The organism is Mesorhizobium sp. Cs1299R1N1, assembly GCF_037179655.1.
Taxonomy (GTDB): Bacteria; Pseudomonadota; Alphaproteobacteria; order Rhizobiales; family Rhizobiaceae; genus Mesorhizobium; species Mesorhizobium salmacidum.
In genome coordinates this window covers 73,942-100,298 of sequence record NZ_JAPYKR010000011.1, presented here as the reverse complement: position 1 = coordinate 100,298, position 26,357 = coordinate 73,942, and the positions used below count along the sequence as shown (strand labels likewise).

20 protein-coding genes and 1 pseudogene are annotated in these 26,357 nt (G+C 59.5%); 12 read left to right on the top strand and 9 right to left on the bottom strand.

The annotated features are described in order from the left end of the window. Nucleotides 1–78 precede the first annotated feature (78 nt). The 11 genes and pseudogenes from O7A70_RS23565 (at nt 79) to O7A70_RS23520 (ending at nt 13,100) form a co-directional block, all read left to right on the top strand. Nucleotides 79–468, top strand: coding sequence for a response regulator transcription factor (locus O7A70_RS23565; RefSeq protein WP_337127978.1), 390 nt, complete (start codon nt 79–81; stop codon nt 466–468). Nucleotides 469–513: 45 nt separating this feature from the next. Then, a complete protein-coding gene (locus O7A70_RS23560; RefSeq protein WP_337142563.1) occupies nt 514–1,044 on the top strand; it encodes an ATP-binding protein in 531 nt (176 codons plus the stop codon). Between the two features lie 95 nt (nt 1,045–1,139). Beyond that, a complete protein-coding gene (locus O7A70_RS23555) occupies nt 1,140–1,796 on the top strand; it encodes a response regulator transcription factor (protein ID WP_337127980.1) in 657 nt (218 codons plus the stop codon). A gap of 503 nt (nt 1,797–2,299) precedes the next feature. Continuing rightward, nucleotides 2,300–3,793, top strand: coding sequence for a multicopper oxidase family protein (locus O7A70_RS23550; protein ID WP_337142562.1), 1,494 nt, complete (start codon nt 2,300–2,302; stop codon nt 3,791–3,793). A 124-nt stretch (nt 3,794–3,917) separates the two neighbouring features. After that, nucleotides 3,918–4,817: an NAD(P)-dependent oxidoreductase gene (locus O7A70_RS23545; protein WP_337142561.1), complete on the top strand. Its 900-nt coding sequence runs from the start codon at nt 3,918–3,920 to the stop codon at nt 4,815–4,817. Nucleotides 4,818–4,869: 52 nt separating this feature from the next. Continuing rightward, nucleotides 4,870–5,134, top strand: a pseudogene (locus O7A70_RS34220) (transposase); the annotation flags it as partial. 542 nt (nt 5,135–5,676) lie between these two features. Next, the gene (locus tag O7A70_RS23540; protein ID WP_337127983.1) at nt 5,677–6,138 is read left to right on the top strand and encodes a (2Fe-2S)-binding protein; all 462 of its coding nucleotides are present in this window, start codon (nt 5,677–5,679) and stop codon (nt 6,136–6,138) included. 10 nt (nt 6,139–6,148) lie between these two features. Next, on the top strand, nt 6,149–8,335 hold the full coding sequence (locus tag O7A70_RS23535; protein ID WP_337142560.1) for a xanthine dehydrogenase family protein molybdopterin-binding subunit: 2,187 nt from the start codon (nt 6,149–6,151) through the stop codon (nt 8,333–8,335). A gap of 640 nt (nt 8,336–8,975) precedes the next feature. Then, nucleotides 8,976–10,535, top strand: coding sequence for a CHASE3 domain-containing protein (locus O7A70_RS23530; RefSeq protein WP_337142559.1), 1,560 nt, complete (start codon nt 8,976–8,978; stop codon nt 10,533–10,535). 575 nt (nt 10,536–11,110) lie between these two features. After that, entirely contained in the window at nt 11,111–11,905 is a 795-nt protein-coding gene (locus O7A70_RS23525) for an AraC family transcriptional regulator (protein WP_337127986.1), read from the top strand. Between the two features lie 133 nt (nt 11,906–12,038). Then, complete coding sequence (locus tag O7A70_RS23520; RefSeq protein WP_337142558.1) at nt 12,039–13,100, top strand: SDR family NAD(P)-dependent oxidoreductase; 1,062 nt, start codon at nt 12,039–12,041, stop codon at nt 13,098–13,100. A gap of 441 nt (nt 13,101–13,541) precedes the next feature. Here O7A70_RS23520 and O7A70_RS23515 read toward each other — a convergent pair whose 3' ends face one another. From O7A70_RS23515 to O7A70_RS23505, 3 genes are all read right to left on the bottom strand, one after another. Then, entirely contained in the window at nt 13,542–14,117 is a 576-nt protein-coding gene (locus O7A70_RS23515; RefSeq protein WP_337142557.1) for a carboxymuconolactone decarboxylase family protein, read from the bottom strand. 326 nt (nt 14,118–14,443) lie between these two features. After that, on the bottom strand, nt 14,444–17,554 hold the full coding sequence (locus O7A70_RS23510; protein ID WP_337142556.1) for an efflux RND transporter permease subunit: 3,111 nt from the start codon (nt 17,552–17,554) through the stop codon (nt 14,444–14,446). Beyond that, complete coding sequence (locus O7A70_RS23505) at nt 17,551–18,708, bottom strand: efflux RND transporter periplasmic adaptor subunit (protein WP_337142555.1); 1,158 nt, start codon at nt 18,706–18,708, stop codon at nt 17,551–17,553. The genes O7A70_RS23510 and O7A70_RS23505 overlap by 4 nt, the downstream gene beginning before the upstream one ends. Nucleotides 18,709–18,763: 55 nt before the next feature. On the opposite strand from O7A70_RS23505, the gene O7A70_RS23500 reads away from it, so the two are divergent. Continuing rightward, nucleotides 18,764–18,895, top strand: a complete 132-nt coding sequence (locus tag O7A70_RS23500) for a hypothetical protein (RefSeq protein ID WP_337127991.1) — start codon at nt 18,764–18,766, stop codon at nt 18,893–18,895. Between the two features lie 773 nt (nt 18,896–19,668). On the opposite strand, the gene O7A70_RS23495 is transcribed toward O7A70_RS23500, so the two are convergent. The 6 genes from O7A70_RS23495 to cyoA all read right to left on the bottom strand — a co-directional run bounded on the left by O7A70_RS23495 (nt 19,669) and on the right by cyoA (nt 26,355). Continuing rightward, nucleotides 19,669–20,406 (bottom strand): YoaK family protein, encoded by a 738-nt coding sequence (locus tag O7A70_RS23495; protein ID WP_337142554.1) that lies wholly within the window; start codon nt 20,404–20,406, stop codon nt 19,669–19,671. 155 nt (nt 20,407–20,561) lie between these two features. Then, nucleotides 20,562–22,229 carry an NAD-dependent malic enzyme gene (locus O7A70_RS23490; RefSeq protein ID WP_337142553.1) on the bottom strand — a complete coding sequence of 556 codons (1,668 nt, stop codon included), beginning with the start codon at nt 22,227–22,229 and terminating at the stop codon, nt 20,562–20,564. 187 nt (nt 22,230–22,416) lie between these two features. Further along, nucleotides 22,417–22,812: a cytochrome o ubiquinol oxidase subunit IV gene (cyoD, locus tag O7A70_RS23485; RefSeq protein ID WP_337142552.1), complete on the bottom strand. Its 396-nt coding sequence runs from the start codon at nt 22,810–22,812 to the stop codon at nt 22,417–22,419. Next, the gene (cyoC, locus tag O7A70_RS23480; protein ID WP_337142551.1) at nt 22,809–23,441 is read right to left on the bottom strand and encodes a cytochrome o ubiquinol oxidase subunit III; all 633 of its coding nucleotides are present in this window, start codon (nt 23,439–23,441) and stop codon (nt 22,809–22,811) included. Before cyoC ends, cyoD begins: the two co-directional genes overlap by 4 nt. Next, nucleotides 23,438–25,426, bottom strand: a complete 1,989-nt coding sequence (cyoB, locus tag O7A70_RS23475; protein ID WP_337142550.1) for a cytochrome o ubiquinol oxidase subunit I — start codon at nt 25,424–25,426, stop codon at nt 23,438–23,440. Before cyoB ends, cyoC begins: the two co-directional genes overlap by 4 nt. Further along, nucleotides 25,423–26,355, bottom strand: coding sequence for a ubiquinol oxidase subunit II (gene cyoA, locus O7A70_RS23470; RefSeq protein ID WP_337142549.1), 933 nt, complete (start codon nt 26,353–26,355; stop codon nt 25,423–25,425). The genes cyoB and cyoA overlap by 4 nt, the downstream gene beginning before the upstream one ends. Nucleotides 26,356–26,357: the final 2 nt, after the last annotated feature.

Here is a 26,357-nt window from a genome sequence, read left to right as displayed (position 1 = left end):
TTGTCGGGATATAGAGGGGAAGAGACAGAGGGATCCCTTCGGACCGATCAGAAAGACAATGAAGTGCCTCAAATCCCTTTGATTGCCATCGTCGATGACGATGGTGCGGTCCGGACATCAACCGCCAATCTGATGCGCTCGGCCGGGTACGAAGCTATCTCCTTCGCGTCAGGCGAGGAGCTTCTGGATTCGGCTCGCCTGAATCAGGTGAATTGCGTTATCACAGACGTGCAGATGCCTGGGATGTCAGGTCTCAAGCTCCAGGATGCGCTTCTGGCACGACGCTATAAAAGGCCGATCATTTTCATCACCGCTTACCCAGAAGAGCGGGACCGCCGCCAGGCCTTTTGCGCGGGAGCTCTGGCCTTCTTCAGCAAACCCTTCGATGGCACTGAAATGCTGGAATGTGTAAGTAAGGCGGTAAATGCGCAGAGCGACAGCAGGCCAGATGAAACACGTCATCCGTAGCGCAAAGGGCCATTGTGGCCGGTACCGCAACTGAAAGGCGGAAGAATGCCTGGAATGGATCGAGAATTGCGAGGCGACCGGAAAATTTGGAATTGGCAGCGGGCCGGATCTGCTACGGCCGAAAGACTTCGACCAAGGTCGATATGCGAAATACCTATCAGAGATAGCTCGGGCCGTCGACGATGGCCGGCAGTTGAGCCCGGCGATCGACATACGAGCGGCGGCGACAGTGGTTGCAGCATCACCGAGGAGGTCGAGGCACAAGCGGTTGAGCCGTTCTTTTCCGCAAACCCGGCAGCCAAAGGCGCTGGGCTCGGATTGCCGATGGCCAAAGCTTTCGTTGATCAGTGGGGCGGGCACATCGATGTGCAGAGTGCTGTCGGCCGAGGAACGACGATTTCGATATACCTCCCGAGCCAAGTTGCTGCCCTGATCGGCAGCAAAGATCGCTTGCGAAAGCGATTAGCCAGCCCTTCTTGTCGAGGTGAAATCAACCGGGGTAATATCGGTATCGTCTCTGCCGCTCCATTTGCCATTTTCACGTCGCCAGGGGAACGGCATGAGGTCTGCGATTGATTTCTCGAGACCCGCGGGTCCGTATCCGTTTGGAACAAATTTGGGAAATAGTGCATGCTTCGTCGTCCGGTTACCAGCGTTGCAGGAGGCAATTCATGACCGCCGGGGCCAACGGAAATTCGATCTCCACTCCGAACATTGTCTATGTCGTAGACGATGATACCGCCTTGCGGGAAGCCATAAGCAGCCTGTTCAGGTCGGTCGGACTGCAGGTCGAAACGTTCGCTTCTGCCTCCGAGTTCCTGCAGAGCAAACCTCTTGAGGCGCCGAGCTGCATTGTTCTTGATATCCGCCTTCCCGGCGTGAGCGGCCTGGATTTCCAGGGCCAGTTGGCGAGATCAGGCATCCCTATCCCTATCGTCTTCATGACAGGGCACGGCGACATACCCATGTCGGTACGGGCCATGAAGGCAGGGGCGGTCGACTTTCTTACCAAGCCGTTCCGGGATCAAGACATGCTCGATGCGGTCTTCGCGGCTCTGGAACGTGACCGCAAGAGATGTGACGAGGAGCAATCGACCGCAGCCACTAAGGCCCTCTACCAAACGCTGACATCGCGGGAGAGGGAGGTCATGTCGTTCGTCACAAAGGGCCTGATGAACAAGCAAATCGCAGGCGAGCTCGGTCTTAGCGAAATCACAGTCAAAATTCATCGCGGGCATGTCATGCGAAAAATGGAGGTTCGTACTCTAGCGGACCTCGTGCGGATCTCGGAGCGGCTGGGACTCTCGAGCTCCAATCCAGTTTCCTGAGGACCGTCGAGAAGACTTGCGCAAGCGCGCGCTCGATCGATGCGATGGTGTTCGCGCTAGTCTTACCAGGTGAGCCACACCTGATGGCCGAGTAGATGGGCAGCTTCCTGCCTCGCCATCGCCGATTAAGTCCCGTTCACTCGATAACCTCCTCAAACCCGGCGCCGCTTCGTCGGCCAGTTGAAGAGAGGGAGGGTGATGCGTCCAATGATGTAGCTGGCGCCGCCGAGTATTCGGGCGAAATCGAAATAACAGCGGCGTTCTGAGAATACGACGCCGTTCCAGTCGGCGAAGATCGCGGTGCCCAGGACAATGGCCGCACTCCATGGAAGTGTCCCGCAAACCACTGAGGCATCGCATGCTCCCTCCCCATGCGTAGCCCTTTCGGCACTCCTGCGGAGACGACCGGTCAGTGTTCTGGGCGCTTTTACTTCGAACTCCGCCGCGCCGCCCCGAATCCGGGCGGCCTTATTGGAACCGAATTCACGAGGGCAAGACAGGCCATGACAAACAGAAGCGGAGTTGGTGAAGCGGATGCGCTGCGAAGTTCTTCGAGACGTCACAATCGGCGCTTTGTTCTTAAGGCAATGGCCGGTCTGCCGCTGGCGGCTCCTGCGCTCTCCATCGCGCCTGCGGCAAGCACAGTATTGCTTGGGACTGAGTGGGCAAGAGCCCAAACCGCCGAAGAACTGATCCAACCGGGGGAGATCCGCAGTGACAATGGAGTCCTCAAAGCAACACTTACAGCGACAGCTGATCGTGTGAAGCTCGGTGATTTCGCTTTTCCCGGGTTCGTTTATAACCGCGCCTATCTGCCGCCGCTGCTACGGGTGCGAGTAGGCGACACAATGGCGATCACTTTCAGGAACGGCCTTCCTGATGATCCCTCGAATTTGCACTATCATGGGATGGCGGTTTCGCCTTTGGGCAATAGTGACAATGTATTTATCCTTGTCCATCCGGGCCAGGAGTTCGACTACAAGATTCATATTCCCGTCAGGGATCGCCAGGGGCCAGGCCTGTTCTGGTATCATCCGCATGCGCACGGATTTGTGGCCAAACAAATCCTGGGTGGAATGTCGGGAGGCATCGTGGTCGAGGGGTCCGAGCAGCTCTTTCCCATCCTTGGCGGATTGGCAGAGCGTTTCTTTTTCTTCAAGCATGTCGAGCTTGGCGAAGAAAGCGAGATCATCTCCGTCAACGGTCAGCTTAATCCTCATGTGCGGATCCAGCCTGGCGAGCTGCAGTTCTGGCGCATTGCTAACATCGGCGCCACTCTCTTCATCAAGTTCCACATCGAAGGCATGCCGCTCTACGTGTTGGCGACCGACGGTCATCCGCTGTCCCGACCACGTAAGCTGACCGAATTCTTTCTTGGACCTGGCGAGCGGATCGATGTGATAGCGATTGGTCCGCAATCGGGCGAATACGCGATGACGACCATCCCGTTCCAGAACTCGGCCGGGCGGAAGCCCAGTCCTCCACAACGGATCGCGGGCGTAATTTCTGCCGGGGCGCCGACCGCAACTGCGGACATCGAGGCCGCGGTTTTGCGCCATGATGTGCAGGGTAGGCGATGGTTTGATGAGGTGCGATCCACACCAGTCGCGCGCAGTCGCACCCTTGTATATTCGAGGACCCCCGACCGGCAGCATTTCATGATCAATGGACGCATGATGGACGAGAACCGCGTCGATCAAACCGTGAAGCTCGGAGACACTGAGGAGTGGACCATCATCAACAACGACCAACAATACCACAGTTTCCATATTCACCAGACAGCGTTCATGGTGACCGAGCTAAACGGAATCCCACAGAACGAGGACAGCCTTCGCGACACGTTTTCTGTGCCGCCGGCCACCCATGCCGGACCGGGTATGCTGAAAGTAGTGATCCCTTTCACGGACCCCGTAATCGTAGGCCGGTTCGTGTATCACTGTCACGCGGTCGATCACGAGGACAAGGGAATGATGGGAATTATCGAGGTCGTCGCGTGACAGGCCGGCATTTTCGGTAGCTCTAGGGCTACGTCCCGAAGCGTTCACGCTGATGGCCGTTGTTCAAGGCCGCTGGGTCGATGCCGTGGCCAGTTCAATCATTTTGCCCTGAAAGGATACGCAAATGAAAGTTGGATTCATCGGGTTGGGGCACATGGGCGCCGCCATGGCCGGGAACCTCCTCCAGGCGAGCCACGACGTGACTGTGTACAATCGGACACCGGGTAAGGACGAAGACCTCCGCCATAAGGGCGCCCATGCCGCAAGCCAGGTCTCAGACGCGTGCAAGGGTAAAGTCGTGTTTACGATGCTGGCGGACGATCACGCCGTCGAGAGCGTGGTCTATGGGGACCGTGGTATACTGGCGAACCTTCCGAAGGGTGCCGTCCATATTTCGGCGAGCACGATCAGTGTCGCACTTTCAGAGCGGCTGACGGCCGATCACGCTGAAGCCGGTCAGCAATTCATCGCAGCGCCTGTGTTCGGACGGCCAAATGTAGCAGCCGCCGGCCAACTGTTTGTGATCGCCGCGGGCGCACCGGACGCCATCGAAATTGCTTTACCTCTCTTCGACGCCATAGGCCAGAAAACGTTCGTGGTCTCTGAAACGCCGAAAGCGGCCAATCTCGTCAAGCTGAGCGGTAATTTTCTGATCGCGTCCGTGTTCGAGTCGCTCGGCGAGGCCTTGGCGCTTGTCGGCAAAGGCGGGATCGATAAGCATCAATATCTCGACATCCTAACATCAACACTCTTCGGCGCGCCCGTCTACAAAACCTATGGCGCGCTCGTCGCCGACGAGACGTTTGAGCCGGCCGGCTTCGCCGCGCCGCTCGGGTACAAGGACATTCGGCTCGTGCTGGCCGTCGCCGAGGATCTGCGCGTGCCACTGCCGCTCGCGAGCCTCTTGCGTGACCGCTTTCTTACCTTGTTCGCCCATGGCGGCGACAAACTCGACTGGTCGGCGATCGGCGGTCTGGCAGCCAAGGACGCAGGTACGCGAATCAGTGAAGCCGGTGCGAGTTAACAGGTTGGCGATGCACACGCATATCGAGAGTTCGCCGCGATCGGCCGACCACGGCGGGCGCATCGTCTCGCTCGCCGTCCATCGCCGTCAATACCGATGCTCGGCGAGAGGTGCTCGGCATTGAGGTCGGGACTTTGAGGCCCATCCGATCTGGAGAGTTCCTCCGCAATCTGACCGCCCGCCGGGCTGCGCGGCGTTAAGCACTCGTCTCCGACGCCCACGGAGGCCTCAAGGCACAGTCCCGAAGGTGCTGTGCGCCGCCTGGCACGGCCGGGTTCAACGTGCTGGCGCATGCCGGCAAGAGCGGCCGCCGCGTCGGAAACCCGAAGCCGCGGGCGCCCAACGGCGCCGCGTGACTCAGAGATCCTGCGTTACTGCCGTAACAACAACACCGACGTTCGGCTGTGGACGCTGTGCCGCGGTTTGCTGTCGGCAGGATGGGCCCGAGACCAACGGCGACGATCTGCGCCGCATCGATCCCAAGTTCCATCCACCTCGCAGCGCTGGATGCTCCACTAGGTACAACAGCGTGCTGTGGGTGCTCGTCATCCAGACCAGCTGCGGCTTATTGATCAGGTGGGCGGCTGGCAGCTGGATGCGAGCGACATTAGAAATTGATCGCATCCTTTGCGCGATATCAAGAATCCGATTGGACCAGAATTCATGGTGCCGCCGCTACGACCCTGAGCCGATGTTGCAAGCTCGGGCCTTACGCGAGAGCAGGACGAGTGCTGCCGCCAGAGCATTCAGGGCAAGACCGAACCAATCGCGGCAATGCGGACAAAGATATCTGCCGGGCGATATCTACACTCTCAGTCGGACCACCCTGTTTTGCCCAGAGACTGGTAGAGGAACTTACGTGGCTACGACAGACCTAAACGTGAACGGCAGGATGGAGTCGGTCACCGTCACCGATCCCGATACTCCACTGCTTTATGTGCTCAGAAACGAGCTTGGACTGCGTGGACCGCGCTTCGGCTGCGGCCTGGGTCAGTGTGGGGCTTGCACCGTGCTGATCGACGGCGAGGCAGCGCGGTCGTGCGTAACGCCACTTTCTTCGGTTGGAGCCAGCAAGGTCGTCACTCTCGAGGGGCTCGGCTCCGATGCAAACCGCCATCCCCTGCAACAGGCCTTCATAGATGAGCAGGCCGTCCAATGTGGATACTGCATCAACGGGATGATCATGCAGTCCGCTGCGCTGCTACGGCGCAAAGCAAAGCCTAGCGACCAGGAAATCAAGCAGGAATTGGCAAACAACCTTTGCCGTTGCGGCACGCATCTGCGCATCGTCCGCGCAGTGAGGCGGGCGGCTGGCCGATGAGGAGGATGTCATGACCGTCATCATAGACCGGCGCTCTGTGTTGCTTGCGGCCGGGGCTCTTGTTGTAACCTTTGGTGTTGTCCCCGAGCGTGCAAGGGCTCAAACGGCCGCGCCGCAGAAGAGCGTATCGCCCGACCGCGTCGAGGGCTTCCTTGCGGTCGACCGTGAGGGCAAGGTTACAGTCTACTCCGGCAAAGTCGACCTTGGGACAGGGGTGCGCACAGCCCTCACGCAGATTGTGGCAGAAGAGCTCGATGTCCCGATGAGCCAAGTTGCAATCATCGAGGGCGACACGGCGCTGACGCCGGACCAGGGAACCACGAGCGGCAGCTATTCCATCGAGAAAGGTGGAATGCAATTGCGGCGAGCGGCGGCTACCGCGCGTCAGGCGCTTCTCCGAAAGGCAGCTACGGCGCTTAAGGTTGAGGTTTCGTCGCTCTCGGTCCAAGGCGGGATCGTGAGAGCCTCCAACGGCCACGAGATCCCGATCGGTCAGCTCGTCAGCGGTGACTCGCTCGCCATCGACGTCGATCCGAACGCTCCCGAAAAACCGGTCTCCGAATATACGATTGTTGGAAAGCCGGTCGCGCGCCTCGATATTCCGCAGAAGGTAGATGGACGCTTCACCTACATGCAGGATTTCAAGCTCCCGGGCATGCTGCACGGCCGCGTCATCCGGCCGTCAGGGATCGGCGCGAAACTCGTCTCCTACGAGGAGTCGTCGATAAGCGACATCCCTGGCATTGTCCGAGTGGTCCGCATCGGCAACTTCCTCGGCGTTGTCGCCGAAACCGAATGGAGCGCGGTTAAGGCGGCCCAGCAATTGACCGTAACATGGTCGAAATGGGAAGGGCTGCCTGACCAGACGCAGCTCTGGGATCACGTCCGCAAAACGAGGATAGTCCATGACGATATCCTCAGCAATGTGGGCTCGTCGACATCGGCGATTGCAGCGACGCCACGCAAACTCTCGGCGACCTATGATTTTGCTATACACACGCACGGCTCCATCGGCCCATCCTGTGCGGTCGCCTCCTTTAGCGAAGGCGCTGTCACCTGCTGGACCGCCTCCCAGGCCACACATAATCTTCGCAAGCAACTAGCGGCGATGCTCGAGCTTTCGGACGCAAAGGTTCGCTGTATCTACGTCGAAGGCGCCGGTTGCTATGGTCGCAACGGCCATGAGGACGCGGCGGCGGACGCGGCTCTATTGGCGCGGGCGGTAGGCAGTCCGGTCCGCGTCCAATGGATGCGCGCCGACGAGCATGGCTGGGATCCGAAGGGGCCGCCCACTCTTCTCGACATGCATGCCGGCATCGATCAGGGTCATGAGCTCGTCGCATGGGAATCCGAGCTGTTTATTCCTCAAGGCGGCCCCACGTTAGTGGAGCTTGTCGGCGCCGGTCTTGCCGGTCTGAAAGATCTGAGCCAGCTTAGCCCGGGCGGCGTCCTCAACGATCTCGCCATCCCGTACACCTTTCCGAACGTGAAGACGACCGCGCATCGGCTCGAATCGACGCCGCTCAAGCCGTCCTGGATCCGTTCTCCTGGACGGCTGCAAAACACGTTTGCGAACGAGTCTTTCATGGATGAGATCGCCGCGGAACTGCACGCCGATCCACTGGAATACCGCCTCGATCATCTCGACGACCGGCGCGGCAAGGAGCTTCTGGAGCGACTCGCGACGCTTAGCAACTGGCGTGCGCGGCCGCAGCCCAATCGGAGCGCGGACGTCGTTGCCGGGCGCGGCCTCGCCTATGTCAAATACGAGCTGGTCCGTACCTATGTTGGCGCCGTCGCAGAGGTGCGCATCAACCGAAAAACAGGGGAGATTGCGGTCCAGCGCTTCTATATCGCGCATGATTGCGGCCAGATTGTCAATCCGGACGGACTGCGCAATCAGATCGAAGGCTGCATCGTGCAGACGGTGAGCCGGGTGCTGAAAGAGGAAGTGACCTTCGACCACTCCATGGTGACCAGCCTCGACTGGGCCACCTATCCGATCCTGACCTTTCCCGAAGTTCCCGACGTGGTGATTGATCTGATAGATCGACCGAACGAGCCACCATGGGGCGGCGGCGAACCGTCCTGTGCGGTCGTACCGGCGGCAATTAGCAATGCCATCTTCGAGGCGACCGGCGCGCGGCTCCGTTCGGTGCCGTTTACCCCATCGAAGGTAAAGCCCGCGCTCAACTAGCTGTGAGCCTCCAGGAGGTTGTCCATTCGGCCCCGACCGAGAAAGCTGAGGCTGTCGAAGCCTCAGTGATTCTCGGAGGACCGAATGAACATCCACAAGAATGCCCGTCTGACGCCGCTGCGTCGAGAGGAGATGGCCCGCGGCCGCCAGGTTCTAGGATCCGAGTGTAATCGAAGGCAGCGCTAATTCGCAGTGTGCCGGGAATGGCTATGGCACAGCTGGGCGGCGCGAAGGGATCTGAGTGATGTTGAACACGACGCCACGTTCGCCCCACGCGTCGCGAACACGGTTTGGGCGCTCACGCTCGGTGGTCAGCATGCAGCCTTATGCATGGTCTGCGAACGGGGGAGTACTGGCCGCAGCAACGGGCAGCGCGTTCATATCAATCTTGTCAACCAATCGATGATTGCGCCTCCTTCAAAGTCGCAGGTAGTGCTCCGTCCGAAACAGAAGGGCCCCGGCAGCAATATGCTCCGGCAAATCAGCCATGCGGCGTGTCCAGAGTCCCAGCTTGGAGTGCCGCCGTGTTCGCTGGGGCTTGACGGGAGAATCGACGTGCATATGCCCCGGCCGGACTGTAGAATCTGAAGTGAGGCCCCCGAAGGGTTCGCCGCGGCCTGGAGGAGTTTGTGTGTCCGCTTTGGCAAACCTGCCGATTTTAAGCAAGCTGCTAGCGGCGTTTGTCGTGGTGCTTGCCACCATTTTTGTGAGCAGCGCAGTAGTTTACGACCGGCTGCTAGTAGTGGAGGAAGCCAAGAATTGGCGCATCCATTCCACCGACGTAGTGGTCGCCCTAAGCACAGCAAGGCATGCCGTACTGGAGCAGGAATCGAACCTCCGCGGCTACGTACTTACCGGTGATGACAGTTTTCTGGAGTCTTCCCGCCAGAGCAACGCTAGGTACGAGCAGTTAATTAGCAAGCTAAGAGATTTAACTAAAGACAACCCGTCCCAGCAGAGTCGGCTCAATGCGCTCGATGATTTGGAGAAGAAATGGCGATCTAGCATTGCGGATCGTGAAATTGCTCTCATGCCAAAGCCCGAGGGGCAGGAGGGTGCGCGTGCCATTGAAAGCTCAATGGTTGGTAGAAGCTTAATCGATCTTATTCACGCGAAAGCCGAGGAGATCGAGAAAGCTGAGCTGGAGCTCCTTGCAGGGCGAGACGCTACTCAGCGAAAGGCCTTTACGGCAGCGTATACGATGACGGTGCTTGGCTGCGCGGTCTCATTGGTCATAGCGGCGTTGATGGCCGCTCTTGTCACCCGATCCATTGCTGCGCCTATCGGACGCCTCACGGCAGCAATAACGACACTCGCCAAGGGGTTCACCGCCGTCGAGGTGCCCAGGATCGAGCGCAGCGACGAGGTCGGCAAGATGGCTGCCGCAGTCCAGGTTCTGAAGGACAGCATGATCGAGCGTGAGAGGCTTCAGTCTGAGCTAGCGCATGCAAACCGAGTGGTGACCATGGGTCAACTCACGGCTTCAATTGCGCATGAGGTAAACCAGCCGGTTGCCGCTGTGGTCACGAATGCACAAGCCGCCTTGCGCTGGTTGAGTGGTCAACAGCCGAACCTCAAGGAAGCGCAACATGCTCTCCGCAGCATCGTCAATGAAGGGACGCGGGTTTCGGAAGTCGTTCAGCGCATTCGTGCCCTGTTCATGAAATCACCTCGGCGGTCTGAGCTCCTCCATGTCAACAGCTTGATGCTCGAAGTCGTGGCCCTCACTCGACGGCAAGTCCTCGCAAATGACGCTCACCTTCGGCTGGAGCTTACGGAGGGATTGCCGCCCATCCGTGGGGATCGGGTCCAGTTGCAACAGGTCATGCTCAATCTGATCATCAATGCTATCGAGGCTATGGCTGGCGTTCGCGACGGGTCACGAGAATTGCTGATCAGAACCTGTCAGGCGGAGCCGGCCGCGATTGTCGTTGAGGTGTGCGACACTGGTCCGGAGATGGACCCGCAAAGTCTAATGCGGCTTTTCGATGCATTCTACACCACCAAGCCTGGAGGGCTTGGCATGGGGCTCTCCATCTCGCGCACCATTGTCGAAAGGCATGGCGGCGAGTTGTCGGCCGCGGCGAATGAACCTCGAGGGGCCATTTTTCGGTTCTCCGTGCCCGCCGAAGACAGCGCCGGCTCGCAGGCGGTGTCCATCTCCGCAGGCGATACCCGAAACGGGACCGCCCAACTCTGAGAACAAACCCGCAGCAGCCGGCTTGCCGCCAAGGTTGAGATGGCGTGCGTTCGGTGGTCAGGCGAGAGTGCCGAATTCGCACTTAACTCAACTCAAGGTTCTTTGGGTTTCCGATGCGTGCCGGTTCGGCTTGACCGAGTCAGCGCGAACGCTTCCGTTGCGATGAGCTCGCAGGGTCCAGATCTGCCGCCATGACTTGGGAAAAAACATACACAAGTATAGGCCTGCCACACCGAGATTCTACTACGGCTTACCTATGTACGATGGAGCGGTCCGCAGGTCGCACGTAACTAAGGCGCACGGCACGAACAAAGGTCTCCAACCTGCAAGGTGCGCTAATGCTGTTAGACTCGTCACTCCCGAAGCTCGAGCCATTTGCCACCGCTGGTGGCGCGGTTTTGCCTGCAGCTCTGCCGTCATGGCCAATGCCGACAAGCCCTTCCGAGCTCCGCAGACGCGAGGCGGCGCACGTCGCTGGCCAAGTCAATACAGTCGCATGTAGCGGGCTTGTTGGTCCGCTTGTCGAGATATCCCCGGCCTATGCGGCCACACGGCGAGCCGTGACCTGCGGCGGCATGATTGCCGAGATCGTCGAGACCAGGGATGACATCAGAGCCGAGTACCATTTCAACGCCCCCGTGCATCTGCTCGCCGTTTGGGAGCAAGGCGTTCGGCGCGCAGGGGAGACGTTTGTGGACGGTCTGCCACGATCTGGTTTGAAGGACCGGACGGGGAGAACAAGCTTCGTGCCCGCAAATCACGCGTATCACGACTGGCACGAGGCGCAGGGCGTGACCCGGATCATTTTCGTGTATTTCGATCCGGCCCAGGTGTCGAACCCCGATGTGCCGATGCCGCGGCTCTTCTTCGAGGATGCGGTGCTCCTGGCGCTCGCGCTCAATCTCGGGAAAATCGTCGAGAGGTCCGCTGCAGGCGATGCATCGTATCTTCAGGCGCTGGCCCTCGTGCTTGCCCGTGAGCTATGTCGCCTCGATCAAGCGGCTTCGCAAGCCGACACTCCTGTCCGCGGCGGGCTTGCCGCATGGCAGCAGCGAGTGGTTGCTGCCCACATTGAAGAGCATCTCGCAGAGCCGATATCACTTTCGGATCTCGCCGAACTCGCGCGTCTAAGCACGTATCACTTCGCCAGAGCCTTCAAGCGATCATTCGGCGTGCCACCTCATCGGTTCCACGTCACGCGGCGCATCGAACGGGCAATGGTGCTGCTTGTTGAGTCTGCGATGTCCGTGACAGAAATAGGTCTTACCGTGGGCTTCAGCGAGACCAGCGCGTTCACGGCCACCTTCCGCAAGCTGACCGGCTTCACGCCCACTGCCTACTCGCGCAGCCGGGCGGCTGCCCCTTGCTGAATGGGGTTTTGATCCCAGCCGCCACGGCAGGACGGATCCGATCAAAACCGACGCTCGGCTCCATCGTGATCGGTTCGGAGTTACGATCGTCGCGAAGAAACTTGCAGCTTGTGAGGCTTTGAAAGGAAACGAGATGGGACACGACAAGGCGAAAACCGGCGACACCACCCGCCGCACCTTGCTTTTGGGAAGCGGCGTTGCGATTGCCACCTTGGCAAGCAGCAGGCAGGCCAGCGCGGCTTCGTCAGCAGCAATGGCGCATGCACCCGTCGCCGAGCCCGTAGCTGGTCCTTATCCGACACCACCCAAGGACAGGTCTGCTGGCCCGATCCTACCCGGCCGGGGTTCGACCCTGTCGGGCAAGATCGCGGTCGTTACCGGAGCCGCTCGCGGCATCGGCCGCGCAATCGCGGTCGAATTTGCTGCAAACGGTGCGGACGTTGTCGCGCTCGACATTGCAGGTCCGGTGAGCCCCACGGCAGATGCGATTCCTGCAACGGACAGCGAGCTTTCGGAGACTGTTGCGCAGATCCAGAAATATGGTCGACGCGGAGCGGCTGTGAAGGCTGATATCCGGGACATCGCGGCGCTACGCCGGGTCGCCGACCAGGTCGAACGTGAGTACGGGAAGATCGACATTGTGGTCGCCAATGCAGCGATCCAAGGTTGGAAGCCTTTGATGCAGATGGATGACATGGATTGGCGGGATCAGATTGAAAACAATCTCAACGGCACGGCCAATACCATACGCGCTTTCGGTCCCAGAATGGTTGCTCGCAAATATGGTCGCCTTATCCTGCTTTCATCTATGCAGGGCAGGATGGGGACCAAAGATGGCGCGAGTTATTCCGCCTCGAAATGGGGCATTCTCGGACTGATGAAATCCGCGGCGCTCGAGCTTGGTCAGCACAACATCACGGTCAACGCGATATTGCCCGGTTTGGTCGGCACCCCACTAACTTACAATGAGCAGCGCTTTCGGGCTGCGATCGAGCAATCGAACAGAACGCCCACAGCTAATCCGACCGCGCGGGAGGCTTGGGAAGCGCGTGCACCAACCGTGCCGCTCCAGGTGGGTTGGCTGCAGCCGGAGGATATTTCACCAGTCGCAGTCTTCCTGGCGTCCGATGCCGCTGCGTTGGTGACCGGGGCTGAGTTTGCGGTGACAGGCGGGGATGCGGCAAAGGCAAGCTGAGGCAATCCGCAGCTCGACGACTCGTCTATTCCAGGGAAAAAATAATCTTCCCCTGATCATGCCGGCACACCAGCCCGTGACATCCGACGGCATCACTGCCGCTGCCATGGAGACATGATCTCATGGCATTCTGCCAGTTACGAGGGAGTCCCGCGCTCGGGTCTAAGCTGCCTGACAAAGGTGCGGCGTCGTGCGGCCGGAGACCCTATTCAGGACTGCGCGAGGCAGCTCAAACGTCCCGTTCCAGAATTGATCCAGCTATCGGCCATCGTCGCTTCCTCGCGTTTGCAGTCGCAATGTCATAGACGCTGTTCGAGCTCAGGGCGGTTAAGTCTTACGTCGGGCCGAGGGATCTCAACCGTGCGGGCGATGGGATCGTCAGCACGCCGGCAACGCGATCGCCAGCACAGCTGCTTCAGCGCAAGAGCAGAACTGGCGCGTTCAGAGGGCATTCCTGCTCTCCGGTACCGGCACGTCGAAGCCGTTCAATATCACCGATACGAGGCTGTAAAGGCCGGTCAGGTAAATGAGTTCGGCGGCGCCATCCGCGCCGAAGGCTTTCACCGCCTGGCGATAGACCAGATCGGGAAGAAGCCTCCCCGATACCAGCGCGGAAGCGACATCGTATGCTGCCACTTGCTGGGACGTCAGGTCCACCGGACGTTGCCCGGCTACGATGGTTGCGATTGTCTCCTCAGCCAGCCCACTCGCCTCTGCAACAAGAACATGGGCATAGAGTTCGTAGGCCGAGTGAAAATGTGCGCCCGTCACAAGGATCGCGACCTCGCGGACCGGCTTTGGCAGCGTGGGCGAGGCGGAAAGCGCCTTGACGAGCTCCCATGTCGGGGCGCCGAATCTTGAGAAGTGTAGCCATGGATTCCATGGACCGATCAACGCGCCGTCATCGTTGATCGCCTCAAAGCCTTTGAATCCGCTCTGGATGCCGTTTCGCATGTCATCATAGAGATCACGTTGGTCCGGGCTGAGGTCGGACGGTAAGAGAAGGGGTAGGCGCATGGCTATCCTGTGGGTTGGAGTGCGCGTTTCGTCAGGCACCTCAATGGGTAGTTGATCGGGTCAGACGAATGAAATGCATCATCTCCATAGCTAAGCGGGAGGACAATGCTTGTCCGATATTGCCGCCGATATGGAGAGTTAGGCATTTCCGACCTTCTGACGATGTTCAACTGTGGACTGCAGTCGTCTTGGCCAAGAAGGACTCGGTTTTTCCGAGTTCTTTGGCTGAGATATATGGTCCACCGGCTGCAATCGATGTCTTGAGTTTGGTCGGTCGGAGCCTCCTGATTGGATCCGATGTTGAGCAAGAAACGCTCACGCGAATTCTACGCCTCGACCACATCGGGATACTTCTCTTTCGCCGGCTGGCGCCGGCGCCGCACCAACCCGCTGAGTTGGTCGAGGTAGAGGTAGACGATCGGCGTGGTAAAGAGCGTCAACAGCTGAGAAAGCAGCAGGCCGCCGACGATAGTGTAGCCGAGCGGCTGGCGGAGTTCAGATCCAACGCCGGTGCCGAGCATCAGCGGGAGGCCGCCGAGGAGCGCCGCAACAGTAGTCATGAGGATAGGACGGAACCGTAGCCGGCACGCTTGATAGATTGATTCCTCCGGGCTCAGTCCCTCCATGCGTTCGCGCTCGAGTGCGAAGTCGACGAGCATGATGCCGTTCTTCTTGACGATGCCGATGAGCAGGATGATGCCGATCATGCCTATTACGTCGAGCGGTCTCTGCGCGACCATCAGCAACAGAAGCGCACCGATGCCGGCCGACGGCAGCGTCGACAAAATGGTGATGGGATGAATCAGACTCTCGTAGAGAACGCCGAGGATAATATAAATGACCACAAGCGCTACCACGACCAGCATCACTTCTCCCGACAGGGCTGACGTGAAGGCGTTCGCATTACCTTGGAAAGTGGTCGTGAGCGACGCCGGCTTCCCGCTTGTCTGCTCGATTTGGTGAATGGCGTTGACCGCGTCGCCGAGTGCCACGCCCGGTTTCAGGTTGAACGAGATCGTAGTCGAGGGGAACAGGCCCTGATGGTTGACCACACTCGGCGCCGTCGTGACTGCATTCTTGACCAGGGTGTCGAGTGGTACCTGCTGCCCGGCAGATGAGGGTGTATAGATGTCGCTGAGCGCCTCGGGGCCGGTTTGGAAGCGCGGGTCGACCTCGAGCACGACGTGGTATTGGTTCAGCGGCGTGTAGATGGTCGAGACAATTCGCTGGCCGAAGGCATCGTCCAGAATGTTGTCGACCGTCCCAGGCAGGATGCCGAAGCTCGATGCGACTTCGCGGTTGACGGTCACATTGAGCCGCGGCCCGCCACTTTCCTGGTCTGTTGCCACGTCCGAGATCAAGGGCAGCTTTTGCAGCTTTTCGAGGAAGAAGGCCGACCAGTGATCCAGCCCGTTGGAATCTGCATCCGTCAGCGAGTACTGATATTGCGTTTTGGCGACACGCGCCCCAACGGTGATATCTTGCGCTGCTTGCATGTACAGCCTGATGCCCTCGATTTTAGCCAATGACGCTTGCAGGCGATTGATCACCTGGTCGGCGGAAGCATCGCGCTGCTCGCGCGGTTTCAGGGCGATGAAGAGGCGGCCTTGATTAAGGGTGGAAGTCGCACCGGAAGGCCCGATGCTGGACCCGACCGAAGCGACTGCCGGATCCGCGATCACCACATGGATGGCTGCCTGTATGCGCGCGCTCATCGCCTGAGATGAGACATCCGGCGCTGCTTCCGCGATCCCGGTTATCATTCCGGTATCCTGTTGCGGGAAGAAGCCCTTAGGAACGACAGAGTAAAGGTAGCCGGTGAGCCCGATCGTGCCGAGCATTACCAGCAGTGTGATGAACCGGTGCTTCAGGGCTACACGAAGAGCCCGCTCATACGCGCCAAGTAAGCCATCGAAGCCGCGCTCGAAGAACATATAAAGGCGCCCGTGCGTCTCGGCCGGACGCTTCAGGAGGCGGGCACACATCATGGGGGTCAGCGTCAACGAGACCAGAAGTGACAGCACGAGCGAGACGCTGACCGTGATGGCAAACTCCTGAAACAGCTTGCCGATATAGCCACCCATGAGGAACAGTGGAATGAAGACCGCAATTAGCGAAAGCGTTATTGATACGATCGTGAAGCCAATTTCGGCGGAGCCTTTGAGGGCGGCCTCCATCGGAGAAAGACCCTCCTCCAGGTGACGTGTGATGTTCTCGATCACGACAACGGCGTCATCAACCACGAAGCCGACAGCAATTGAGAGCGCCATGAGCGACAGATTGTCGAGATTGTAACCCAGTGCGTACAGTGCGGCGAATGTTCCTACGAGCGAGAGCGGCACTGTCACGGCCGGAATGACAGTCGCCCAGACATTACGCAGGAAGATGAAGATGACCATGATCACGAGCGCAATCGTGAGAATCAATGTGAACTGAACGTCCTTAACGGAAGCGCGGATGGTTTGAGTTCGATCCGAAAGCACATCGAGCTTGATCGCCGGTGGGATTGAGGCTTGAAGCTGCGGCAACAACGCCTTGACGCGATCGACCGTGTCGATCACGTTGGCGCCAGGCTGGCGCAGGATCGTGAGGAAAACCGCGCGCTGGTCATTGTACCAGCCCGCGTTGAAGACGTTTTCCGGCCCCGCTGTCACATTGCCGACGTCGCTAATGCGAACCGGTGAGCCGTTTCGGTAAGCTATGATCAGGTTTTGGTACTGGTCTGGTTTTACGATTTGATCGTTGGTGTTGAGCGTATAACTCTGTTTCGGACCGTTGAGAGTGCCCTTCGGCTGATCGACATTCGCCTGGCCGAGTATGGTGCGTACATCTTCCATGCTTATGCCGCGATTGGCGAGCGCTTGCGGGTCGACCTGAACACGGACGGTAGGTTTTTGCTGGCCGCCGATCCCGACCTGTCCGACGCCGGCGATTTGCGAGAGCTTGGGGACAAGGATACCTTCGACATACGCATCTACTGTAGTGAGCGGGACCGATTTGGAGGTGAGGGCGAGGACCAGGATAGGCGTATCGGCCGGGTTCACCTTGCGGATCGTGGGAGGGTAGGTCATGCCTTGGGGCAAATACGGGCTTGCGGCGTTGATGGCTGCGAGCACGTCGGCGGCAGCACTATCGACGTCACGGCTCAGATCGAACTGAACCGTGAGCTGTGTGGTACCGAGCCCACTCACAGAACTTAGCTGCGTGACGCCCGGAATAAGCGAGAGCTGCTGTTCGAGTGGGGTCGCGACCGAGGATGCCATCGTCTGCGGATCGGCGCCTGCAAGCTGCGCCTGGATCTGAATGGTCGGGAAGTTCACGTTCGGCAGGGCTGCCACGGGCAGAAGCGGGTAGGCCGCGAGCCCCAGCAGCAGCACTGCCAGCATCAGCAGCGCCGTCGCGATCGGGCGGCGGATGAAAAATGCCGAAACATTCATGGGATTTCCTGCTCGATAGAGCTCTGCAACTGAGCGCCGCGAGCGGCCTGTCCAGTCAGTGCCTGGATGGAGGCACCCGGCTGCAGTCGATACTGGCCGTCCACGACGACCTTCTCGCCAGCCTGAAGCCCGGAATTTATCAGGGCTATGCCCTCGTCAATCTCCGCGACCTCGACTGGACGCGTCTGGACTGTTCCGTCGGAGCCGATGACCCATACAAACGATCCTTGCGGCCCTTGCTGCACGGCCGAACCGGCGATCGTCAGGCCGCCTTGGCGGGTCTCGAGAAGCAGTCGAACATTGAGGAGTTCGCCGGGCCACAGTGTGCGCTTGGCATTGGGGAAGCTGGCACGCAGTCGAATCGTTCCGGTGGTCTGGACGATTTGATTGTCAATGAGATCGAGCTTGCCTGTATCAAGCTTGACCTTGTCGTCTTGACTGTATGCGAGGACTGTCAGCGGTCCCGTGGCCATTTGCTGCTGGATCTGAACGAAGTCGGTCTGCGGCAGGAAGAAAAACAGGGAGGCCGGCTGGATCTGTGCGATATCGACAAGACCGTTCGCGCTGGACGGAGTGATGATATTCCCTTCGTCGACCTGACGAACGCCCGTCACCCCGTCAATCGGAGCCGTCAGCCTCGTATAGCTCAGGTTCGTTCGCGCCTGGGCGATAACGCCTTCGTCGTATTTCACCTGCGCCTGCAGTTGGCTTAATTGGGCATTCTGGGTTGCCACCAGCTGCGTGGTGGCGAACCCCTTCTGCTGCAGGGCAGTATAGCGGTTTAGATCGGCGCGGGCATTGAGGAGCTGCGCCTGATCGCGGTCGCGGGTCGCGATCGCCTGGTCAAGCTGTGCCTGATAAGGCCGCGGGTCGATCTCGGCCAGAAGATCGCCCTTCTTCACTGTCTGTCCCTGGATAAAGGCGATCTTGATGATCTGTCCGGTGATTTGGCTTTGGACAATCACATTGTTGTAGGCGACGACTGTGCCCATCCCGTGCAGATAGACGGGCACGTTGCTGCTCTCAACTGTTCCGGCAACCACTGGAACGGCCGGAGGTGGGAGGGCGGCTTGGGCCGGTGGGGTCGTATCGCTGACGTACCACACCGCCGGCCCGGCGCCGCCAATGACAGCTATCGCCGTGATGAGCACCATGAATCTTTTGCGCATAAAAGCCCCGCTTTAGTAGCACCCGGGAAGAGATCCGGCTGTGCTCGTCGACCCGGAGGCCGAGTTGAAACTGCTCCCGCTGCTCGGGCCACTGCACGGCGCCCCACTGCTGGACGAGGGGACTCCCATCGCAGTGCTGCCGATTGTATTGCTCTCGGTGCTCGGCGCCTGAATCGTGATTATTGGGCTCACGCCGGCATTGCTCAATTCAGTCGAGCTCAGCGGGATTGTGCTGCCATTCAGTGCAGAACTTGTGCTCGAACCCGGAGTTGACAGAGGCGACGCAGTGCCACGCGAAGATAAGTTGGGCGAGGACGTGCAATCCGAGGCTGCGGCCATAGGGGCGGGCGTTGTGAGTCCGCCTCCGTCGAAGGTCGAACAGGTTGTGCCGATTGCTGTGCTCATCCCCCCTGGATCAATCTCGGTTGCACCCAGAGGAATGCCGGTGCTGGACGTACCCGAGCCGCTGGACCCCGGGATGCCGAGCGCGGAGGTCGCTCCTAATGCCTGTGTGTTCATCGTTTGCGAATAACTTGCGCTGCAGCTGAACAAGAGGGCAACGATGATCAAGGACGTCCGTTGCATGGAATCTCCTGTTGTTCAACGAGGGCATCGCCCGGCGTCGCGCCAAGGCGAGGGGAACTTCTTCGTGATCGACTGTCGCTGTTCGGTATGCCGGAGTGGAAACCGATACTCCACCCGTGGGCCGGAACAGCACCTGTTCAGTAGCTAAGGCTCCAAGCGGAAACTGGCTTGATCGCTACTGCTGCGATTGGCTTGCTCTTGCGCAAAGAGATTGCCGACAACGGTCAGGCCAGTCGGAACTGTTCGTCGGCCGCTGCCAACCTATGGTCATCGCAGGGCGCATCCTGCCGACCATCCTTGTTCTTGTAGAACTGAAGGTTGAATGCGAAATTCAGTTTGCTTGGTGGACATATTGAGCCGCTATTGTCGCCCGTCGAACGTTCTTTTATCAACAATCGTCTTGGGCCGGCCGCGTGGGCCTGTCCCCAGCACGACAGCGATAAGCGCGCCGCTTGCCGGCAGCAGGATGGACCACAGGCCGAATGCTTGTTCGCAGGCCGCACCGATTGCGCATCCGATGAAGAAGCCGGCAATCACCAGTCCCGCGCGCTGCGCCCGCTTTCTTGCGTTGATCCGATCGCCGGTACTGCTTCCAAGCAGCGCCTCGCTGAGATCCGCCACGAAACGCGTTATGTTGGTTGTCATGACCGCAGTGGAAGGCGCTCCCTTCAAGAGCTGCACAAGAGCGTTTTGAACAGCCATGGCCGAGACGCCCAGCATGCCCGCGACAACCATGTTCGCTGAATCAGGATCCACATGCGGTCCGTTCTCGATACAGGTGGCAAGGAAAGCAGAAAGAAGGGCGAACTGCAGCAGGAGCAGAGGCAGCAGAGAGGGGATCCGCATACGCTCCAATCCAGTCACAAGAAGTTTCACCAGGGTAACTACGAGCACGAACACCGGAACCGAGATCAAATGAGCCACCGGCGCTTGACCGTCGCCGACAAGCCTGGCGGCAAGAACAACGAGATTTCCGGTAATGTGGGCTATGAATAGGCCGCCAAGTCCGAGAAAGCCGATGACGTCCACGCTGCCTGCGATCAGGCTGAGCGCAAACAGCAACGGTTTACTACCGGCCGACTCGTCGACCCAGTCCACGATCGCGGCCCCCTTTATCACACCCGTATCAACACTGCCTGAATGCGACGCGGCTACGCCCGGTTCAGCGCAGACTGCCGACGACCCCTCTCCAGAATGTACAGTTGCGCGCTCGCTCATGCCTGATCCGCATGCATCGGTTTGGGAAAGCGATCTTAGCCGGCTTCATCCGAATAGATTGGTCGGTAAGCGCAAGCACTGATCAGCGCACCGATATCGTTCGGGCGCGGCACCTTTGCCAAGCCCTGGTCGAAAATGTAGGCGGCGATCCGCTCGGCGACATGGAGCGATGCCTCGAGAATGCGGCTCTGCGGCGGATAGATCAGTCCGGTCGCGAGGTGCTCCTCACCAACCTGCTCCGCCACAGCCTTGGCGGCGATGATGAACATGTCCTCGGTCACCCGGGTGGCGTCGGTGGCAAAGACCGCTAAGCCGATGGCCGGGAAGATGTAGACATTGTTGCCCTGTCCCGGCACAAAGCGCCGCCCGTCGATCTCGACTGGTGGGAACGGGCTGCCGCTCGCGAAGACTGCCCGACCTTGCGACCAGCCATAGGCCTCCGCGGCGGTGCACTCGGAGCGCGAAGTCGGGTTGGAGTAGGGAAAGACGATCGGCCGTTCGTTGATCTCGGCCATGGCCTCGATGACCTGCTGATCAAACAGGTTCGGCGTGGTGCTGACGCCGATGATGCCCGTTGGCCTGAGCGCCTTTACCGCCTCGACGAAAGTCGCTACCGGCGCATGATCCAGGGCGAACCGCTGCTGAAAGTGGGTCAGATCAGTGCGCGATTTCACCAGCAGGCCATTGACATCGAACAGGGCGTTGCGGCCCCGCGCCGCCGTGAGCTCCGTGCCCTCGCTCGCCATCGCGAGGCTGATCAGTTCGGCAATGCCGGTCGCCGCCGAGCCTGCGCCGAGGAACAGGAATCTTTGCTCGGAGAGCCGCTGCCCTGAGATGCGCAGCGCTGCGTAGATGCCGGCCAGCGCGACACCTGCGGTACCCTGGATGTCGTCGTTGAAAGTGCAGATCCGGTCGCGGTACCGCTCGAGAATGGGAACAGCGTTGAAGTTTGCGAAGTCTTCCCATTGGATACAGCATCTGGGATAACACGCCTGCACAGCATCGACGAATTCGTCGATGAAGGCCGCATACTCCGCGCCCCGGATTCGCTCACGACGCAAGCCGAGATACAGCGGGTCCTCCAGGAGTTCGTGATTGTTGGTGCCGACATCGAGGACGACTGGCAGACAGTGTTGCGGCGGCACTCCTGCGCACGCGGTGTAGAGCGTCAGTTTGCCGATCGGAATGCCCATACCGCCGGCGCCAAGATCGCCAAGTCCGAGGATGCGCTCGCCATCGGTGACAACTATGAAGCGCACATCCTTTTCCGGCCAATTGGCAAGCAGCTCTTTCAGCCGACCGCGCGCACTGATTGGCAGATATATACCGCGCGGCGCGCGGAATATGTGACCGAACTTCTGGCAAGCCTCGCCGACTGTCGGCGTATAGACAAGCGGCATGTAGGTGGCCGGGTCCGACATCAGGAGCGCGTAATAGAGCGTCTCGTTGCGCGTCTGCAGATCCGACAACACCAAATACTTCTGCAAATCGTCGTCGAGAGCGGCGATCTCTTCATGCAGGCGAGCGACCTGCAAAGCGATCGTGCTCACCGCGGGCGGCAGCAGACCCTCCAGTCCCAAAGCTCCCCGCTCTGCCTCGGAGAATGCGGTCCCTTTGTTGAGGCGGGGATTGCGCAGCAAGCTGCGGCCGGTGGGATGTTCCGTGGTAGGCACCTCAATCTGGATCGATGCGCGCGCGGTCATTTGATTGCTCCGATGTGATGTGTACCGGGTTACTCTCGAAAGAGGGGACGTGAGCGGTCGCCGCCGCCGGGCATCGCTGATGTGAGACGCTCCGCTTCGGTGAGTGTTGGCGACAACGTGTGCCGGGGTGAGGCCTTTCAGATAGGCGGCGTGCAGCTCTCAGCTGGTCGGCGCAGCATGCGATAGTTCAGCGTTGCATGTGCAAGTCCATCAGTTCGCGCGGAGGGATCATGTTGTTGTTCAAGTTGGCCATGATCCACAGCGAGCCGGCGACGACTAGGATTACGATGAGTACGCCGAACGCAAGCGCCAGCACGTTATTCGTGTTGTCCGGCCCCGTCGTAATGTGCAGGAAGAAGACCAGGTGAACTCCCATTTGAGCGATGCCAAGGACGGCGAGACCGAGAGGGATCCCGGGTGCCCAGAGCAGCGAGGTGTTGGCGACCCAGAAGGAAATGGACGTGAGGACCGCCGCGACAATCAATCCAATGGTGTAGACGAGCACGCCGGCCGATGCCTTCTCTTCCTTTTCAGGTAAGACTGACCTGTCTCCGGGCGCGCGATCGAAGCGTATTTCCGTCATGAGCGGATTCCCATCAAATAGACGACAATGAACAGCCCAACCCAGATAATGTCGAGTGCATGCCAGAACAGGGAGAAGCACTGCAGCCGGCGCTCCACCGTGGGGCGAAAGCCTTTGACCGCGAGCTGCGCCATCATCACAGACAGCCAGATCAGACCGGCGCTGACGTGCAGCCCGTGACAGCCGACAAGGGTGAAGAATGCTGAGAGAAACGCGCTGCGTTGCGGGGTCGCTCCACGCGCGATCATACCGGTGAACTCGCTCAGCTCGAAAACGAGAAAAGCGGCGCCCAGGGCGAATGTGAGCGCTGCAGTCAGATAAGTGGCCCCGCGGCGTCGCGAGCCGACTGCCATCGACATCAATCCACACGTGTAGCTCGATGCAAGAAGGCAAGCGGTTTCGATCGCGACGTCGACTTGATTGAACAGCTCGGCGCCCGTCGGGCCGCCCGCAGTGGCGGTCGCGAGCACAGCGTAAGCGGCAAAGAGCGCTGCGAACATCACGACGTCGCTAAGGAGGAAGATCCAGAAACCGTAGGCAACGACGATCCGCTTCGGAGCCGGTCCGGCTTGGCTTGTGCTCGGCAGTGACGGGCGATCGACTTCGCCAACAGCGACGGTGAGGTTCATACCACAACCTCCAGCTGGTGAGTCCGATCAAACCGCGCAATCTGCTCGGCCGGTACTTCCATTTCCTCGTCATTGCGAAAGGCGAAAAGGAGCACCGTCAAGAATGCGCCGAACAGCCCCAGGCTGACCATCCACCAGATGTGCCAGATCAACGCGAAGCCGGTGACGACAGCAAAGAATGCGGTGACGAAGCCTGTCGGGCTGTTCTTCGGCATCTCGATCGGTTCGTACTTGCGCGGCCGCGCCGGTTGATCCTGATTTGCGGGCTTCCCTTCCTTGAGGGCCCAGTATGCGTCGGCCCCGTCGACATGCGGCAGAATTGCAAAGTTCCAGGCCGGTGGCGGCGAGGCAGTGGACCATTCGAGCGTGCGGCCGTTCCACGGGTCGCCCGTTGCGTCGCGTAGCTGCTCGCGGTTGTGGATCGAGACGATGAGCTGGATGATCTGGCAGACAATGCCCGCCAGAATGACGACAGCACCGGCTGCCGCCAGCAACAGCCAGGGTTGCCAGTTCAGATCGTCGTAATGTTGCATGCGCCGGGTCATACCCATCAGCCCCAACGCATAAAGCGGCATGAATGCGATATAAAACCCCACCAGCCAGCACCAGAACGAGGCCTCGCCCCAGCGTTCGTCGAGCTTGAAGCCGAACGCCTTCGGGAACCAATAATTGTAGCCTGCCATCGCCCCGAATACGGTGCCGCCAATGATCACGTTGTGGAAATGCGCGACGAGGAAGAGGCTGTTGTGCAGCTGAAAATTGGCGGGGGGCACGGCCATCAAAACGCCGGTCATCCCGCCGATGACGAACGTCACCATGAAACCGATAGTCCACAGCACAGGCACCGTGAACCGGATGCGCCCGCCCCACATAGTGAACAGCCAGTTGAAGATTTTGACGCCCGTCGGCACCGCGATGATCATGGTCATGACCCCGAAGAAGCCGTTGACGTCTGCGCTGGCGCCCATTGTGAAGAAGTGATGCAGCCATACCAGGAAGGAGAGGACGCAGATCGCCATGGTAGCTGCCACCATCGAACGGTAGCCGAACAGCGGCTTGCCTGAAAAAGTAGCGATAACTTCCGAAAAGACGCCGAACACCGGCAGGATGAGGATGTAGACCTCCGGGTGACCCCACACCCAGAACAGATTGACATACATCATCGAGTTGCCCTGCCCATCGACCGTGAAGAAATGAAAGCCGAGATAGCGGTCGAGCAGGAGCATCGCGAAGGTCGCGGTCAGAACCGGAAATGCTGCGACAATGAGCAGGTTCGCCGCAAGCGAGGTCCAGCAGAAAACCGGCATGCGCATGTAACCCATTCCCGGAGCGCGCATCTTGAGAATTGTGGTGACGAAATTTATTCCCGTCAGCAACGTGCCGATGCCGGAGATCTGCAGCGCCCAAAGATAGTAGTCGACACCGACGCCGGGCGAGAACTGCAGCTCGCTGAGCGGCGGATAAGCGACCCACCCTGTCTTGGCAAACTCGCCGACCACCAGGGAGATGTTGATCAACAGGACGCCTGAAGCCGTCAACCAGAAGCTAACAGAATTCAACGTCGGGAAGGCCACATCGCGGACACCGAGCTGCAGTGGCAAGACAAAGTTCATGAGGCCGATTACGAGCGGCATGGCCACGAAGAAGATCATTATGGTGCCGTGCGCCGAGAAGATCTGGTCGAAATGCTCCGGCGGCAAATATCCTTGCGCGCCGCCAGCCGCGACGGCTTGCTGCCCCCGCATCATGATTGCATCGGAGAATCCGCGGAGCAGCATGACCAGCGCCAACAGGAAGTACATGACTCCGATACGCTTGTGGTCAACGGATGTGATCCACTCACGCCACAGGTAAGGCCAATGCCCCTTCAACGTGACCCAGGAGAGGACGACCAGCACGGCTAAGCCCATGACCGCCGACGCGCCCATGACGATCGGCTGGTCGAACGGGATCGCATCCCAGCTCAGCTTGCCAAGAAGATTCATTTTTGCGCCCTTTGTTCAACCGCCTGGGAGTGATCCGATGGATCATCCGGCTGTAGTCTGGTGCTCAAGATGCTTTTGAACAGATTGGGAGCGACCTCGCGATAGCTGAAAGGCGCAACCGCTATGCTGGGCTTGGCGAGACCGGCATAAGCCTCTGTGTCGAGCACCGGACCAGTATTGCGAGTTGCGGTCACCCATTGCTCAAAGTTTTCGGCAGGCACCGCCTCAACGTTGAAGCGCATATCGGCAAAACCATCGCCGCTGAACTGGGCCGACAGTCCTCGGTACATTCCAGGACGGTCAGCCTGGAGGTGAAGACGCGTCGTCATGCCTGCCATCGTGTAGATCTGGCCGCCCAGCTGCGGTACGAAGAAGCTGTTCATGACGCCTGACGAGGTCAGCTCAAAGCTGAGCGGCGTGCCGACCGGAATTGTCAGCTGATTGACGCTAGCAATGCCTTGGTCAGGGTAGATGAACAGCCATTTCCAGTCGAGCGAGACGACCTGAATAGTGACGGGTTTTATCGTGTCGGCAATTGGCTTGCGCGGGTCGAGATCGTGTGAGCCGATCCAGGCGACTCCGCCAACCAGCAGCACCGTCATGGCTGGAATCGACCAAACCAGCATCTCGAGACGACCGGAATATGTGAAATCCGGCAGGTAGCGGGCTCGCGTATTCGAGTGGCGAAACCAGAACGCAACGCCGAGCGTGGCCAGGATCGTCGGGATCACGATGGCAAGCATGATGCCGAGCGAGTTAAACAGAATCTGCCGCTCACCGGAGGCGATCGGTCCTTTTGGATCGAGCACGCCCTCAGCACAGCCACTGAGTGTCGAGGCACCAATCAAAACAATAACCGATACGCGGTCTCGCTGACAAACCCATGAGGTCAGCCGAAGCCGGGAGAAGAGGGTGGTCATAATCTCCATCG

What these genes read in the sequence shown, in the direction of transcription:
- O7A70_RS23560 (WP_337142563.1), top strand. Translation starts at nt 514, where the DNA reads ATGCCTGGAATGGATCGAGAATTGCGAGGCGACCGGAAAATTTGGAAT.
- O7A70_RS23555 (WP_337127980.1), top strand. Translation starts at nt 1,140, where the DNA reads ATGACCGCCGGGGCCAACGGAAATTCGATCTCCACTCCGAACATTGTC.
- O7A70_RS23550 (WP_337142562.1), top strand. Translation starts at nt 2,300, where the DNA reads ATGACAAACAGAAGCGGAGTTGGTGAAGCGGATGCGCTGCGAAGTTCT.
- O7A70_RS23545 (WP_337142561.1), top strand. Translation starts at nt 3,918, where the DNA reads ATGAAAGTTGGATTCATCGGGTTGGGGCACATGGGCGCCGCCATGGCC.
- O7A70_RS23535 (WP_337142560.1), top strand. Translation starts at nt 6,149, where the DNA reads ATGACCGTCATCATAGACCGGCGCTCTGTGTTGCTTGCGGCCGGGGCT.
- O7A70_RS23525 (WP_337127986.1), top strand. Translation starts at nt 11,111, where the DNA reads ATGATTGCCGAGATCGTCGAGACCAGGGATGACATCAGAGCCGAGTAC.
- O7A70_RS23520 (WP_337142558.1), top strand. Translation starts at nt 12,039, where the DNA reads ATGGGACACGACAAGGCGAAAACCGGCGACACCACCCGCCGCACCTTG.
- O7A70_RS23515 (WP_337142557.1), bottom strand. Translation starts at nt 14,117, where the DNA reads ATGCGCCTACCCCTTCTCTTACCGTCCGACCTCAGCCCGGACCAACGT.
- O7A70_RS23510 (WP_337142556.1), bottom strand. Translation starts at nt 17,554, where the DNA reads ATGAATGTTTCGGCATTTTTCATCCGCCGCCCGATCGCGACGGCGCTG.
- O7A70_RS23505 (WP_337142555.1), bottom strand. Translation starts at nt 18,708, where the DNA reads ATGGTGCTCATCACGGCGATAGCTGTCATTGGCGGCGCCGGGCCGGCG.
- O7A70_RS23490 (WP_337142553.1), bottom strand. Translation starts at nt 22,229, where the DNA reads ATGACCGCGCGCGCATCGATCCAGATTGAGGTGCCTACCACGGAACAT.
- cyoD (WP_337142552.1), bottom strand. Translation starts at nt 22,812, where the DNA reads ATGACGGAAATACGCTTCGATCGCGCGCCCGGAGACAGGTCAGTCTTA.
- cyoC (WP_337142551.1), bottom strand. Translation starts at nt 23,441, where the DNA reads ATGAACCTCACCGTCGCTGTTGGCGAAGTCGATCGCCCGTCACTGCCG.
- cyoB (WP_337142550.1), bottom strand. Translation starts at nt 25,426, where the DNA reads ATGAATCTTCTTGGCAAGCTGAGCTGGGATGCGATCCCGTTCGACCAG.
- cyoA (WP_337142549.1), bottom strand. Translation starts at nt 26,355, where the DNA reads ATGGAGATTATGACCACCCTCTTCTCCCGGCTTCGGCTGACCTCATGG.